General features: G+C 50.8%; 21 protein-coding genes. All 21 read right to left on the bottom strand.

The window, feature by feature from the left end:
* Positions 1–36: 36 nt before the first annotated feature.
* On the bottom strand, positions 37–429 hold the full coding sequence (gene gpU, locus ACJJI1_RS12100) for a phage tail terminator protein (protein ID WP_444956787.1): 393 nt from the start codon (positions 427–429) through the stop codon (positions 37–39).
* A 203-nt stretch (positions 430–632) separates the two neighbouring features.
* Positions 633–1,211 carry a hypothetical protein gene (locus tag ACJJI1_RS12095; RefSeq protein ID WP_444956786.1) on the bottom strand — a complete coding sequence of 193 codons (579 nt, stop codon included), beginning with the start codon at positions 1,209–1,211 and terminating at the stop codon, positions 633–635.
* 151 nt (positions 1,212–1,362) lie between these two features.
* The gene (locus tag ACJJI1_RS12090) at positions 1,363–1,746 is read right to left on the bottom strand and encodes a hypothetical protein (RefSeq protein WP_444956785.1); all 384 of its coding nucleotides are present in this window, start codon (positions 1,744–1,746) and stop codon (positions 1,363–1,365) included.
* A gap of 109 nt (positions 1,747–1,855) precedes the next feature.
* Positions 1,856–2,158: a hypothetical protein gene (locus ACJJI1_RS12085; RefSeq protein WP_444917902.1), complete on the bottom strand. Its 303-nt coding sequence runs from the start codon at positions 2,156–2,158 to the stop codon at positions 1,856–1,858.
* 100 nt (positions 2,159–2,258) lie between these two features.
* Complete coding sequence (locus ACJJI1_RS12080; RefSeq protein WP_444956784.1) at positions 2,259–2,630, bottom strand: hypothetical protein; 372 nt, start codon at positions 2,628–2,630, stop codon at positions 2,259–2,261.
* A gap of 302 nt (positions 2,631–2,932) precedes the next feature.
* Complete coding sequence (locus ACJJI1_RS12075) at positions 2,933–3,229, bottom strand: head-tail joining protein (RefSeq protein ID WP_444956783.1); 297 nt, start codon at positions 3,227–3,229, stop codon at positions 2,933–2,935.
* Between the two features lie 7 nt (positions 3,230–3,236).
* Positions 3,237–3,608: a capsid cement protein gene (locus tag ACJJI1_RS12070; RefSeq protein WP_444956782.1), complete on the bottom strand. Its 372-nt coding sequence runs from the start codon at positions 3,606–3,608 to the stop codon at positions 3,237–3,239.
* 81 nt (positions 3,609–3,689) lie between these two features.
* Positions 3,690–4,022 carry a hypothetical protein gene (locus tag ACJJI1_RS12065; RefSeq protein ID WP_444956781.1) on the bottom strand — a complete coding sequence of 111 codons (333 nt, stop codon included), beginning with the start codon at positions 4,020–4,022 and terminating at the stop codon, positions 3,690–3,692.
* 53 nt (positions 4,023–4,075) lie between these two features.
* Positions 4,076–6,124, bottom strand: a complete 2,049-nt coding sequence (locus ACJJI1_RS12060; RefSeq protein ID WP_444956780.1) for a ClpP-like prohead protease/major capsid protein fusion protein — start codon at positions 6,122–6,124, stop codon at positions 4,076–4,078.
* Between the two features lie 9 nt (positions 6,125–6,133).
* Positions 6,134–7,618: a phage portal protein gene (locus ACJJI1_RS12055; protein WP_444956779.1), complete on the bottom strand. Its 1,485-nt coding sequence runs from the start codon at positions 7,616–7,618 to the stop codon at positions 6,134–6,136.
* Positions 7,618–7,833 carry a DUF6148 family protein gene (locus ACJJI1_RS12050; protein WP_444900499.1) on the bottom strand — a complete coding sequence of 72 codons (216 nt, stop codon included), beginning with the start codon at positions 7,831–7,833 and terminating at the stop codon, positions 7,618–7,620. The genes ACJJI1_RS12055 and ACJJI1_RS12050 overlap by 1 nt, the downstream gene beginning before the upstream one ends.
* A complete protein-coding gene (locus tag ACJJI1_RS12045; RefSeq protein WP_444956778.1) occupies positions 7,834–9,834 on the bottom strand; it encodes a terminase gpA endonuclease subunit in 2,001 nt (666 codons plus the stop codon). It abuts the gene before it with no gap.
* Entirely contained in the window at positions 9,797–10,318 is a 522-nt protein-coding gene (locus ACJJI1_RS12040; RefSeq protein ID WP_444927169.1) for a hypothetical protein, read from the bottom strand. The genes ACJJI1_RS12045 and ACJJI1_RS12040 overlap by 38 nt, the downstream gene beginning before the upstream one ends.
* Before the next feature lie 71 nt (positions 10,319–10,389).
* Positions 10,390–11,148: a hypothetical protein gene (locus tag ACJJI1_RS12035; protein WP_444956777.1), complete on the bottom strand. Its 759-nt coding sequence runs from the start codon at positions 11,146–11,148 to the stop codon at positions 10,390–10,392.
* Positions 11,138–11,365, bottom strand: a complete 228-nt coding sequence (locus tag ACJJI1_RS12030; protein ID WP_444956776.1) for a holin — start codon at positions 11,363–11,365, stop codon at positions 11,138–11,140. Before ACJJI1_RS12030 ends, ACJJI1_RS12035 begins: the two co-directional genes overlap by 11 nt.
* Positions 11,362–11,718 carry a hypothetical protein gene (locus tag ACJJI1_RS12025; protein WP_444956775.1) on the bottom strand — a complete coding sequence of 119 codons (357 nt, stop codon included), beginning with the start codon at positions 11,716–11,718 and terminating at the stop codon, positions 11,362–11,364. The genes ACJJI1_RS12030 and ACJJI1_RS12025 overlap by 4 nt, the downstream gene beginning before the upstream one ends.
* Positions 11,718–12,110, bottom strand: a complete 393-nt coding sequence (locus tag ACJJI1_RS12020; protein WP_444956774.1) for a DUF5675 family protein — start codon at positions 12,108–12,110, stop codon at positions 11,718–11,720. The genes ACJJI1_RS12025 and ACJJI1_RS12020 overlap by 1 nt, the downstream gene beginning before the upstream one ends.
* A gap of 158 nt (positions 12,111–12,268) precedes the next feature.
* Complete coding sequence (locus tag ACJJI1_RS12015; protein ID WP_444956773.1) at positions 12,269–12,655, bottom strand: hypothetical protein; 387 nt, start codon at positions 12,653–12,655, stop codon at positions 12,269–12,271.
* Positions 12,656–12,701: 46 nt separating this feature from the next.
* On the bottom strand, positions 12,702–12,947 hold the full coding sequence (locus ACJJI1_RS12010; protein WP_444956772.1) for a hypothetical protein: 246 nt from the start codon (positions 12,945–12,947) through the stop codon (positions 12,702–12,704).
* A 25-nt stretch (positions 12,948–12,972) separates the two neighbouring features.
* Positions 12,973–13,821 (bottom strand): hypothetical protein, encoded by an 849-nt coding sequence (locus tag ACJJI1_RS12005; RefSeq protein ID WP_444956771.1) that lies wholly within the window; start codon positions 13,819–13,821, stop codon positions 12,973–12,975.
* 164 nt (positions 13,822–13,985) lie between these two features.
* Positions 13,986–14,276: a hypothetical protein gene (locus tag ACJJI1_RS12000; RefSeq protein ID WP_444914656.1), complete on the bottom strand. Its 291-nt coding sequence runs from the start codon at positions 14,274–14,276 to the stop codon at positions 13,986–13,988.
* Positions 14,277–14,384 lie beyond the last annotated feature (108 nt).

Raw genomic sequence — 14,384 nt, 5'->3', positions numbered from 1 at the left:
GCTTTAGTAAAAATTAAAGTCCGACGCGGGAGTGCGTCATTCAGTGGAATATTGAGCGCTGTAAGTCAGGCGCACTTCGCCCAGAGGGTGGTCTTGATCCAGGGCGAAATCGGTTTGTGATAGGGAGAAGATTTCACAGGCACCGCCCAGGGTTCGATCCTGCAGGACACTCTCAACATCCTCAGTGGCCTGATCCAGCAGCTCATAGATATCCCCTCGGCTATGCACCACCACCGCTACCACAAGATCCAGCTGGCGAGTGGTGCCAGAGAACTCTTGCTGTGTTTGTTCCGTGGCAAAGCCGACGAGGATTGCCGGCAGCTTTTCTCGCTCGATGCCTTCGGTGGTTCCGACTGAGGGGAAGTTATAGCTGGATAGGGTTTGCAGCTTGCTTAAAACGGCATCGCGGATGGTGATGCGTTGGGTCATTGGGGATTGCTCCAGGAATTTCGGGCATAAAAAAACCCGCTGGTGCGGGTTTCGGTGTCTATTTGCGGCGCAAAGAACGCTACAAATCAATGTACAATTTTAAAATCTAACACCCACATCAACTGCCGGAGGCTACAGGCTCCTCTTGTGCAGATTTTTGCACAAAATGTGACAGTGGCCGGAGGTCAGATTGTATGTACTTGTTAGGTGCTTGTTTGATTAAGAACCTGTTTTGTTAAGTATTTTTCTGCACTAAGTAGATTATTATAAATTTTATCTACTGCGCTATTTGCTGTTCCTGGGACTTCAGGCCCAGTAATATCAAATTGGTGTTGACTGGCTAATGCAATAGCATTACTTAATAAGTCCTTTGGAGTCTCATCCAATATCGCACCATGTTTTGATAAGAATCTTTCGAGTGAATCGATAATAGACTTGAAATTGTGTGCTATCTCATCACATGCCTCATACCAGTCCATATCTGGGTGTGAAAGAGGCGGTAAAAACTGCCTGACTAAAGCGACTAATTCTGATGCTGCTTCGTATTGTTTCTCGAATATAAACTCAGACTTTTTGAGTTTTATTTTGTAACTCTCTGAATCTTTTAGTAATGAAGACTTGATTGACTCGAGCTCTTTAGAATACTGAGCTTTCTCTTTCTCCATAAGTCGATTTGCCCAGACTTTTCCTAACCAGTTCGACATTCCAAATATAATGGCAGCACCACCTCCTAAAGTGCCTAAAATGGCTGCTGATATTCCTAAAACTTCAGATAACTCCATTACTTCTCCTTGCACCTAACGCCGCCGGCAGGGGCAGCTTAACTTGTGCGCGTTTTGCGCGAAAATGGGAGCGTAGCGACCCGCGCAAAAGGTGCACAAGGTAAGCTGTCCCGCGGAGGGCCGAAGGCCCGGAGCAAATTGCCCGGCCTTGTTAACTGAGGTCCTCGTATTGCGCAATGTGCCCTGCTCCAAACTCGCTCAAATTGGCCAAGTAAACATCTAAGGACGAGCAAATTTTTGAGAGACGGCCAAATGGATAGCGCTGATCTGACCATATACTTCCAGCTTCAGGTCCGCTAAATACGTAAACATGATACCCCTCGCAGCCTGTATTACAGATGCGAATAGCGCCGCTCAAGATTCCTTCACTTGTAGTAGAGCGCCCATCGAATGCGCCTAAGACTTCAGCTGTATCAACTTCTTCAATCTCGTATGGCTGAAACCACTCTTCTTGTGGTGAGAGTTTGTAATCTCCAACCATTTTTGGATCATTGAGCGCTTGAAACAGGCTTTTAGGAATACTTTCTTTCCACATATTCAGTTAACGCCCAGCACACGGGCGGCCGAAATGAAGCGAAGCGCAATGTAGGCCGTCCTGCCCGGCGTCTTTTACCGGGCTTGCGTGCTGCTGTTTGTTAGGTGTTTTACTCATGCCTAGCCCTACCAATGAGTTTTAAATCTTCACTAATGCCGGTAAACATATAATTACCAACCGGAGCATAGTTTGGGTCACTATGAGCTAAAGGGTTTTTCCCAAGCCATTCAATTACAATTGAATCAGATTTTAAAATTTTATCTTTTTTTACCCACGACTTAAAAGAGGCCTCAAGTTCAAGATGCTTATAGGTATCACCTAGCATAACTACTCTCGCTTTTTCTCGGCCATCTGGCATATCTAATTCTACGATATCCCCGAGCCGAACATCTTGATTGTCACGATACTCCATCCGTACACCTAACGCCCCCGTTAAGGAGCAAATAGTGGTTGGCTAAAATTTAGAGCGAAGCGACAAAAGCCAACCAGTATTTGTCTGCTTGAACGGCTTGTTAGGTAATGGGCGAATTCGAGCAATTATTTTTCCACAACCACATACAGGCACCAAGACAAAAGCCTAAAAAGAGTGTTTGCAGCTGAAGTGCAACAGGGTCATTGATAATTTGCATTGAATAATAGGCTGCTGAATTAATAACAACGTCGCTTATCATTATTAGCAAGGTTAGAGTAATGCCGTGTTTTCTACGTTTTAACAATAAATAAACGGCTAAAAAATCAATGATACCAAGCGATGACCAATACAAGTTTACCCAAGTAGGTGCAAACTTATATGGTAGAAAACCAAAGTGTAAATTATCAAAAATATGAGTGACACCACCGATAATAAGGCATAGTGAAATGATTGCGATGCAAATTCTTTCCATGAAATGTAGATGTTCCAGTTGTTACCTAACATTTATATAGTGCTCATCATGACCACTATTATTTTGACTACTATTTCTGATACAAATTTACGCCAACACGCCATCTTCTTCCACTAAATCAATAGATTACGATCATTTGGCACTACCGGCCCATCTAGAAAAATGATCAACTTGACCACTATCCCCATTTTTAACCGTCCCTTTAACCCACTGATTTTAAAGCATTTATTCGTGATTTTGAGCAACTCAAAAAAATAGCAGTCACAACGATCATAAATCCTGTGCTGAACTACCCGCTGGGGCTACCCATCCACCAACCCCCGCCAAACCACCCCATCATCCGCCAGCCGCTTGCGCACCGTGTACTCCACACCACCTAGCGTAATCACCGCATCAGGGTTATAAGCCCCCACCTCACTCACCAGAAGGCTCAGCTCAATACGCGCTACCCGCAAACGATCATCCTCCTCAAACTCGTCAATCTCCTGATCCTTTATCACCCGGCAATCAATAGGCTCAGCACCGCTACCATCGGTATAGGTAGCGGCTTTGCCCCATTTGCGGAACGCGCGCTCTGCGGCTCTCTGGTCCAGGTCCATGAATCACCTAGGCCTTAACGGTGCCCGGTACGCCGGTAAACTTGACGGCAAAACTGGTAACGCCATTCCCGGCGGCCTCTGCGGCGAAGGCGGTGGAGCCGGTGATATCGCCAGTGGCTGCAGTGGCTGCGTTACTATCGAATGAGCTGGAGGCAACCACCCAGGTGAGGGTTTCGCCCTGATTGATCTCTGCGGCGGATACCTTGGGCACGGTGAATACGCCATCAATGGCGATCACGCCGGAGGCGCCCACGGCGATATCATCCATCGCCACACCCAGGACGGCACCTGCGATTACCACCTGGCCGGAAGTAATCACTGCGCTGGTGTTGTTGGTGAAATCGAGCATGCGCCCATCTTGTACAAAATTCGTAGCCATAATCTTTCTCTCAGTGGGTAAAGCGGTAGAAATAAAAAAGGCCGCGCGATGCGGCCTTATTCAAAAAAATCGATTATAAATTTAGTTAATAAGCTGCGTATAAATTAACTCACAGTTAGAGGTATTCTCTTCAACTCTGAACTTCAAGGACTTTTGAGCAATAGAAGCTGACAAAAGCATTGAATAAATCTCAGAGTGTAGCCCGTTACCTTTTGTCAAAGTAATATATCTACCCCCTACTAGGGTGCAATTCAACGATGACATATCAGCGTCAAGCTCAATATAAATATCACTCGAATCACCTTGTGGATAAAGAACCGTGATATTTCCTGAACAAGTGTTAGCACCACAAGATCCAGCGAGCGCAAAATTTGAAAATAGGAATAATAAAAGAAAGATTGGTAATTTCTTCATAGTCTCCTCAGACCAATATTAACTTTAATAACTAGAACTAGGGCACCAATTTGTTAGGCTTTTGGTGTCTTAACCATTCCCTTAGTATCCCAGGCTTTGGCTGCGGCATCCAGGCGGACTTTGAGTTCGACCCCATCAACACTCCAACCATTTTGCTCCTCTAACACCGGGGCCTGCTGACCATCCAGATAGAGCACTTCGATGGTGTCGTGCACTACCGGGTCGGCATTGAGGTACCAGCCGTTATGGCCACTGAGGCGCGCATCAGAGAGCACTTCGGCAATATTGCGTACGCTGTTCGGTGTGGTGTTGTTTTTGGTGGAGGCGCCCACTTCGAATTCGGATTCCAGGGCCACTCTTGCACTGCCCTCATCGGCAATATCACAGAGCAGGAACTTGGGCCGGATATTGAGCACTGCGCTGCCATCCTTTTGATTACCCATCAATACCCGTGCGGCATCGATGCTGGCGGTGTTGATACCGGCGGTGCTGGCCAAGTTGCCATGATCCGCATGGAATAGCGTTTTGCCATCTGCCATTTCGGGATTATTGAGCAGGATGCTGAACACCAGATCCCCCACGGTGCGCACGGCGGCGAGGCCCATCTTTTGCGGGATTCGGGTGAATGCGCCCAGGTCGTCATTGATAATGGCCTGGCGGTTAATGGAGAAGAGTTCCCCGTAAGTGGCCAGTGCGGCGGTTTCGGCGCGTTCGCCGATACTCACATATTTAAATTCTGCCCCCGGTGCCACTTGGCGCAGTGAGGGGAAGCTGCCCAGGTCTGTGCGGGTGGTGAGTTTAAAGTCACTGAGGTTGCCGACACTGGTAAAGCGCGGGAAGATCTCTTGTGCTTCTTCATAGCCCTTCAGCATGGATTTATTGGCGATATTGCCGAGTACCGTTGCGAAGTCACCGGAGCTATGGGTAAAGGCTGCGGCAACCACACCCATTCTATCCAGTCCGGACAAACTTTGGCCGTGGGCCTGCATGAGGATGCGGGCAATCTCCATCATGGTGTAGCCGCTGAGCTCATTACCCTCAGTGCGTTTTTCACCGAGGGCACGTACAGCAATGGCATTTTCGGCATCGGCTTTTAAGCGCTTAATGCCCTCACCTTCCTGCACCACCAGGCTGTAGCTTTGCACGGGGGTTGGGGTTTGACTGCCGAGGGCTGTGAGCAGTTTGTCTTTGGCTTTATCGGCGGTGCAGTCCATATCATTGAGACATTCCTGCATCACAACACTGTGCGCTTCGAAGCCTTTAAATACGGCCGTGATAGCGTCTTTGCGCTTTTTCTCATCAGCGGCAAATTGTGCTCTGGCATCGGCGGCAATTTGCGCTTTCATTTCTGGGGTAACCTCGGGCGCAGCGGTTGCAGCTGGCGTGGTGGAGGTAGTTTTAGGCATGGCTTGCGCTTCCTTGGTTTGGGTTTGGGTTGGATTGCCTGCAACCGCAGACGGGAATCTAAATTCTGTGGGCCCCTGCATGACCAATGCGTTAATGGCTTGAGGGGTGTTTTTAAATTGATTTAAGTGATCAGCACTGAAGCTGGCAGCCATCTCGATGGCTGCGGTGGTATCGGTAGCGAAGCCGGCCTCTACCGCTTCTGTGCCGGTATACCAAGTCTCGTCATCCATCACTTGGCTGATGTCCTCATCCGACATTCCGGTGCGGGAGGAATACAGGCTTTTCATGGTGGCTTTGACTTTGGCCAGCAGGCTCTTGGTTTTTTCCAGGGCGCGCTCGTCACCGCGAACACCGGCACTGGGGTTGTGCACCATGTAATAGGCGTTCTCGGCAATATGGACCGTGTCCCCGGCCAGGGCGATCACACTGCCCATACTGGCTGCGATGCCTTCAATCCAGGTTTCCACTTCGGCTTTGTGATCTTTGAGCAGGTTGTAGATGGCGGTACCGTCGAACACATCACCGCCGGGGCAATTGATGTGTAGATTGATCTTGCTGATATCGCCGAGCGCTTTCAGGTCTCGAGCAAAGTCTTTTGCCGTCATATCCCAGTAGCCGATGTAGTCATACAAATAAATATCGGCTTCACTGGTATTGGCGGCAGCGGTCATGCTGTACCAGGATTTATTCGGCATGGCTGCCTCCTATTCAGATTCAGTTTCTTGCGCGGGTACGGCTTCGCGTTTGGTTGGGGTAGTAATGTCGTTTTGTTTGAGCTTCCGCTGCCAGGCAGCAGTTTGCTTAATTACATCGTCCGGCTTTTTGCCACGGCGGCGGATGGTCTGCTGTGGGCTGGCCAGTACATTTTCCAGCAGGGTTTCATCCGCGCTGGCTTCATGGACCGGGTTAATCCAGGGCATCACCGGGGTAATAAAATCGACGTGCATTAATGTGGATGGATCAACATCACTCGGCACTTTGAAGGCATCCGCCAGTAAACCCATTTGCACCCAACGGCGGGTGGCCGGCTCTACAATTTCCTCACAGAATTCCAAGCTGAGAGTTTCGTAATTGGCCCACTGCTCCACCAGTTCCTGGCGTTGCGCGCTATAAGTACCGTTGTAGTTTTTGCTGATACTGCTAAAACTGGCCATGGTGCCGGCAGCAGTCATCCGGTGCATGGTTTCTAAAAATGGCGTTAGCAGACCACTGGGGCGATTGCTTTGAATGGTGCCGACTGATTCCCCTGGGCGGAGATCGTCATAGATGGCACCGGCGCGGATATTGAGAGTGCGGTTTCCTTCATCATCCCAAGAAGAATCATGCTCATAAGTATCAGGGCTGCCCTTTTGGATAAAGCCCACCATGGCTGAGGCAATCTTGGCGGCAACGCGTTCGTTTTCTTCATAGTCTTTAATATCAGTAAGGCGATTCATTACCGCTGCAAAAATGGAAGCCCCACGGGTTTGGTGCAGCCTGCGCACAAATTTCAGGTGCTCGATATTTTCCGCACTGTGAAGCCTGCGCTTCATACGCCAGTTAAATGAGGCTCCGGGGTGTTCGTCGTACAACCAAAACCCTGACGGCTCACCCCAGGCGGATTTTTGAATACCTTGCACAATGCGCTTGCTGGGGTCGTTGTAATCCACCGGCAGGAAATCCGGCTCCAGGCATTCGATGGTGTAAGGCACGGGGGTGCGGTGTTTTAACCCTGGCACTGTGCCCTGCAAGTGCCGCATTAAAGTTTCACCGTCGCGCAGCCAGGTATTGCACAAAAGCCGCTGGGCTTTGCCCCAGCTAAATTGCCGGGTGCATTCCGGGCGCCGCGCCCATTCCTTGTGGGCATCATTCATTTGGCTGGCGAGACCGTCATGGATATCGCCATCCCAGGTTTTGGGCTGGAATTCCACATCGATGCCGCGTGGGCCGACGATGTTGTTGACCAGGGTGGTGAGAATGCCAAAGGCAAAATCGTGGTTTTGCTCCAGGTGCCGGGCTTGGCCGCGCAGGGTTTCCACACTGCCTTCCAGCACCAGATCACCGCTGCGGTTATCACCGGGGTTTTTGCGCAGGCGACTGGGGCGCGCGGCTTCATAGGCGGCGGCGATCTCCAGGGCACGCCGAGCTTGTACACGGCGCAAGGCAGCCTCGGGTGCAAAAAACCCGATGACAGAATCTAATTTATTCATTAGCAAAAATTCGCGTAGGCGGGCCCAGGGCGTTTGCCGGCGGCCTTTAAGGTTTCAGCAGTTGCGCGGCGCTCCCACTCCTGACGACCCGCGCGGATTTCCTGCAGGTTCTCGGCGGTAAATTGGCGGCCGTTAATGACCGTGGTTTTTCCGGCGAGCACGTCTATCTCGGCCTCGATATAGAGGTCGACCATCTCTTGTGCAGTTTTCGACATTTAACTATCCAGTAGAGAGCCGGCTGGCTGCGCGGGCTGCCTTGGTTTTTTAACGATGGGCTGTTCGGTAGTTTGTTGAGGTTCGCTAAATAGCGTGCGCTGGCCCAGGCGCGATTCGATGGTGGACCATTTTTTCTCGTTGTATTTGTGCATGCCCATGGCGTGGGCGGCGTGCAGGGCGTAGACCTCGGTATCGGTGCCTTCATTGGGCCGGCCTGGGCGTGGCTGCCAGGTTTCCCGGCCTTTATTTTTCTTGCTGGGGGCTTTGACTTCAGCAGTCACCTGCTCCCAGTAATCCTGCCGCACATGCTTGCAGCTGTGCATATAGGCACTGGTGCCGAGAAGCCGCTTGGCCATCAGGTCTTTGGCTTTATGGGTGCCAACCATATATACCTTTACCCCAAAGCGGTCTGCCTTGGTGCGGCGCTTGGGGTTGTTAAAATCCACCTGCCGGGGCTGGTTAAAGATTTCCTTGGTGCCGAAGTCTTTACTGTCGCCCTTGATGGCCATCACCAGCACACCGCGATATTTTTTATCGCGAGTTCGCACCCAGTGATAAACCGCATTGCTGGTGCCACCATCGCCGGAATCGATACTCACTGCCGCTGCGCGAATTTCGCCGAAGCGCTCGTGCTCAAAACTTTGGAACACCAGCTTATCCAGAGCTGACCAGCAATCATCTTTTTTATCGGCGGTATCGCCATCGATCTCGCCCCAGTACATCTGCCAGGATTCTTCATTGCGGCCAAAGGCGCGAATGGTGATTGCGAGTCGGTCGTGCTGTACGTCTATGCCCACCGTTACCAGCAGACCACCGGCAGGGCACACTAATTCCGGGTAATCCTCGGCAGCCTCTTGCAGCTTTTCATGGTCCAGCAAGCGGCTGGCGGCGTACTGGTAGGGCCGGCCCAGTTTGTTGTTCTGAAAAACAATGCGGGCGGATTCATCTCCGCTTTTCGCCTCGTGTTCCGCTTCGAGAAAATCCCGCACTACATCGGCAAGGCCGGTGCCGGGGATACACACATAAAGCTCCGATAGCTCCATAAAGGTTTCTATCGGTTCGATTTCGTCCTCAGAATAATCCTCGCCGCATTGAGTTTTTACCCAGCCGGCAAAGTCATCGCCATTTTCCAGAGCGGTTTTACAGCTCTGCAAAATATTGGCCTGACGGCGGTAGTCATCCCATTCGCTGCCACAGTGCGGGCAGCCATACACTGCGCTTTCTGGCTGGTACAAGCCGAATACCGGGTGCGGTGTGCCGCCCTCTTTCTCTAACCAGCTGACGTTTTCCCAATCCAGTACATGCGACTCGCCACAGTCGTGACAGGTCACCGGCAGCACCCGCATGGTGCCAAGCTTGGTGTAGTGCTCCACCTGGGAGAGATCCGCAACCGCAGGTGTACCGCCAATAATTAATTTCTTATTGCGCATCCGCTTGAGGCGTTCGCGCAAGTGGCGAATGGAGTCGCCCTGATCACCGACGTCTTTGTTGGTATCGTCAGGCTCCTCTACATAGCCCCGGCGAGCTGATGTGGATTTCACATTGGAAATAGAGTTGGAGCCAATGGTGCGTACTTCACCACCGGGAAATTTCTTTCGCGTTGAACGGCTGCCGCCTTTGCGGCTAGTGGTGACATCGATCACCCGGTTCACTGCTGGTGAGCCTTCGATAATCGGCACCAGCTTTTCATCCATAAACAGCCGGCCTTTTTCATCCTTGGGGAACAGCATCAGGATGCGGGCGGGCTCAGTAGCGGCGACTTTGCAGATATCGGTAGCCAGCAGAACCGTCCAGCCGATCTGCGCGGCCTTTTGCATCACCACCATCCACGACACAGGATTATCCAGCGCGTGCATCACACCCCAGAAATAAGGCACATAATCGTTGCGGTAATAGCCCGCGTTATCACTATCCTCCGACGGCAGTTTGATATTTTCCGGCAACCACTCAATCAGCGGGACTTTAGGCTGCGGTATCCAGGTCTCCCGCACCTCCTTCACCAGCCTCTTCAGATTTAATCTCGTAACTGCCAATAGCTTTGAGGGCAGCGTCAATGTTTGGCTGTAGGGGTTCTCGATCGACGGTAATGGCATGCTGACTTTCGATAGCAATAAAGATGCTTTCTACCGCTCCTAAAAATTCATTCTTGCCAATGGTGGACCACTCCACCATCGCCTTGCGTACAGACTCAATATCGAGGATTAGCTGATCGTCCTTATACAGCTCGCGCATTTTCATCTGCGCATTCACCTCAGACTCAATCGCCTGGGCCATATCGCGGCGGCTGCGAGCATCGCTAACCTGGCGGCCAGCGGCTTCTGTTCTTAGACGCTCGCAATATTCCTGAAGCCAAACCCGATAACTGGCACCTTCAGTGAAGACCCCTGCTTTAAAGTGCTTTGCAATCGCCGGCTGCGAAGCGCCAACCAAGCGAGCCAAACCAGACTGAGTGGCCTGATCATCCAGTGATAGGTTGTCAGCCAAGGTATAACCCCCTAGGAAATTTCAGATAGCTGTTAAAAACACGGGCCCGAATTGCTCGTGGGCTGGGTCGCTCAGGAGGACCCACCAATGCCAGTCCATGGCTTAGCTGTCGCAATTGCACGATCCATTGCCTTATCAAGTTCTAATGGCAGATGCCTACGGGCAATACCCTCTGCAATACCAGCAAAAGGAAAGCGCTGGCGGTAGTTCGGCCTGCCTTTAAGGAAAATAAGAATGGGTTTAGCGGTTGGGTTACGCTTACCACCAGCCCTCTTCCACACCCCATACCACTGCTTATTCCGCTTCCCGTTAACTTTTCCGACAAAATATTTAGACTTGGTGCTCTGCACACCATCAGCTCCACTCTTTTTAGCGCCGGAGTTAGCACGCAGCTCTGCCAAAATCCTTTTGTAAATCCCAACCGAAATGTTGCCATGCTTATTTAACTTGGCTTCCTTCCCATGCACTACATACATCCCCCTAGGTAAGAGGCCCGCATGGCGTAGCGCTCGCTCAAAGCGTTTGTCAGCCCGGTTCTCATCAATCACCGAGGGCTCTAGATACTCACTAGGCGCTGTGCCATTGGGAGCCTGATCACGAATAAAGACTTTCGCCACACCTGAGCGCTTAGTGGCTTTCTTCACCAGTACAGAGTTCAGGGTTAGGTTCGCCGGATTGGCAAAGATGCGTCCAATGGCTGCGCGCTCCTCCCCCCGAATACGAAACGCCACATTGTTCAGCGCAACCGAACTGGCATAGGGCAGCTGCTTTTTAATTTCAGCAGTCGCCCGTTCAAACTTTGAAGTATCCAGCTTTACACTAACGTCCATCGTCCCCGCCCTGCTGCTCCTGCAGCTTCAAACGTTTATGGTTGTAATACCAATTCACAATGAACCCACCCAAAGCAATCAAGAAACCACCTACCGCCAATAACTCCTGCGCTGCATATCCACCGACTACCGCTGTACCCGCAGCAACCGTTGTAGTTGCACTGGCGACCTTTTGAACCATGGCTTCCCTCGCTGCCTCTTGAGCTACAGTGTTCACCGCTTAACTTCACTCACCCACGACTTCACGAAATAGAAGCCGATGATGATGCTGTAAGGCTGCACAACCACATCAACCAGCAGGCCCTTTAGGTCCGCCACAAAAGGCGCCTTGAAAGCCATGGCCGCCGCAATAAATAAAACCAACAACGCCCAAACCAATGTCACCAGAAAGGCTATTAATCTTCGCGCCCGGTTTTGCGGCTGCGTGGCTTCCAGGTATTTGAGATACCAACGGGATTTTTCCTCATTGGTAAACCACACCGCATCCACAGTATTTACAGTGGCATCCAGCACTTTGCCTGCCGACTCGGGGCCAGCAAATAAACTCTTAACTCCAGACAAAATACCCATCACGGATACTCCGGCACATAGTGCGTAATTGTCAGATTAAAGTTAGGTGGCAACATATCTCGCAATTGTCCCATTGCCTTGCGTGACTGCATCACCCACCAGCCACCCGGAGCCACACCAGAACCAACACCAATGCAGCCTTGAACATCAGAGGAATAATTAGCCGTGTGGATTAATATTTTTGAACGCCCAGGAACCTCCCGCAGTTCCCACACATTGGGGTATCGCTGTGAGCTATACGCCTCACAAGAATAAATACCCTCGGGGATACAACTCTCAAACGGGCGGTTACCCAACCAAGGACGCTCAACCGTATAAAACACACAGTCGCGCACTCTCAGTCGCCCCAATGTGGCATCTGGCCCATAGGCGAATCGCGTTAATTCAAACATGAGGTTTTAGCTCCCGGAGTTCGGGCACAAAAAAACCGGCTCAAGGGCCGGTTTATGGGGGGTGTTCTGTTCGCCGAATCACAAAACTCGGCAGCGTTGCAGATATTAGGGTGTACACGTGTACACTGTCAACAGCCTTCCACTGAATTAAAAACCAGTTATGCAGCATCTCGCGCCAAATAAAATGCCTCAACAGTTCCCTCAATCACTCGGCACATGTTTATTACCCAGCTTTTGCTTTGCCCTAGCTTTTTACACACATCAGGCATTTCCCACCGGTAATAATATCTCAACCAAAAAACCAACCCCTCCAACTCCGCTTTCTCCTTGTCCCGGCGTCGAGTAATTGTATTCAGATAGGCCAGCACCACCGCATCCATCCTGTCTGCCCTATCCCAATTGATTAATGCGGGTATCACCTGCCCCTCACAAACCATCCCCTTGTGAAATGCCGCCATACGAGGCCAGGACACAGAATCCCCTGCCCTCTCAGGATATGCCCTAGCCCATTCCCACAATAGCTCACGAATACCTAGTTCTGACATTACGAATACCCTCTCCCCGACCAACTAACTTACCAACCGCGCCCTATCACGCAGCCTGCTGAAAACTATCGAAATGCTCCTGAAAAACCTTTCTCGCCACATGCAGATTATCCCGATGGAAAGTCCCCAAATAATCCTCATGCACCTGCTGAATTTTATTTTGAGTCACCACCGTATGGGCAAACACCAAATCCACTTGGCGAGGGTTATCCGTACGAAATACCGCTAAGGGTCTACTCGCAACGGTAGTCATAATTCGCTCTTTGGCTTCTGTCAGAGTCACAACGGTCATAGCATCGCTCCTTGAAAATCCGTATTTACCAGCCAGTGTCTGTCAGCATTTCACCGATTGGCCGGTCCCGTGTTCGCTGCTGGGGCGCTATTCGCTGCGGTGGAATAAACTTTTCGCGCCTCACCCAGTTGCGCCACACCGCCAACCAATCACGCCGTACTCCCTGCTTGCCCGACTGAGATTTCCAGTAATCACCAAAGCTGGCCGCAATGTCGTAGATCTGGTGCATCACCTCTGGCCGCGTCTTGGCCGCCTCATCGTAAAATTCTTGGGTTAACTGCCAATCATCGGGAAGGCGGGTACCACGCTTCGATGGCGGGGCGGGTTCCTGACGGACAGCAAGGGCACCACCCTGACCGCTCTCTCTCTGGTTATTTTCTAGAGTGGTTACTTTCTTAGTATCTTTACTTTCTTGTGTCGGCAAATCCGGATACGGTAAACCCGTATCTGGTAAATCCGTATCCGGTAAATCCGTATCCGGTAAATCCGTATCCGGTAAATCCGTATCCGGTAAATCCGTATCCGGTAAATCCGTATCCGGTAAATCCGTATCCGGGTTTTCAGGAAGTGGATCAGCATTTCGCGGCATATCCGAGATTTCATAGTCCGTACCGACTATTTTTCCCCGCTCACCACGCCGAGTAATTCTCTTGCAATAACCAGCATCGATTAACTCACCCAGCAGCTTGTAGATCTTATCCCTGCCCTCCTGAGCCTCTTTGGCCAGTGCCGAGGGGGAGACTTCCCAATGATCCGGCTTCGACAACAAATGCAGCAACAAGCCGCCAGCAGCGAATGAAATACGGCGATCACATACAACGGAATTTGAAACCACCAAGTAATTTGAAGACGGTCGAGCGCTTCGACGAATCATGCAGCAGCCCCCCTATAAACAAATGAATGGGTCATATTGTTTTTACCTATCCTTGAAAAAAACACCGGACAGCCCCGGCCGCCTCACCACTACCCAGGTGACGGGCACTCGCGGTATGCTGTAAGCGCCAACAAACAGTCATACAAGGAGTAGTTATGTCTTCACTAAGTAATCAATCGATCCAAATCCCTTGCCCGGAGTGCGGCCGCAAACACTCGCAGCGTATCTCCCGGCTCAACAACCAGACAAAGATTAGATGTACTTGTGGGGCGAGCATCAAAGTGGATGCTTCGAACTTCAAAAAGGAGATCGCCGGAGTTGATAAGGCAGTGAAGGATCTTCAGCGGAGTTTCAATAAAACTTTCAAATTCTAGAAAAGCTTCCTTAATATCTTGCAGGCAATCCAGAGCAGGACTTGGGTCTACCTGCAAGGTTATAACTTGGCTCCTCACCATCCTTCCCTCTCCTGTACAAATTCCCATATACCGCAGTGAATTAATCCCGCCCATTATTCATCGCAAAATGGCAGGACAATAAAATGGGGAATCGAAAAATGATTGTTA

It is taken from the genome of Microbulbifer maximicatervae (SeqCode) (assembly GCF_052467065.1).
The sequence above is the reverse complement of the archived record's forward strand: the minus strand, read 5'-3'. Positions and strand labels throughout refer to the sequence as shown.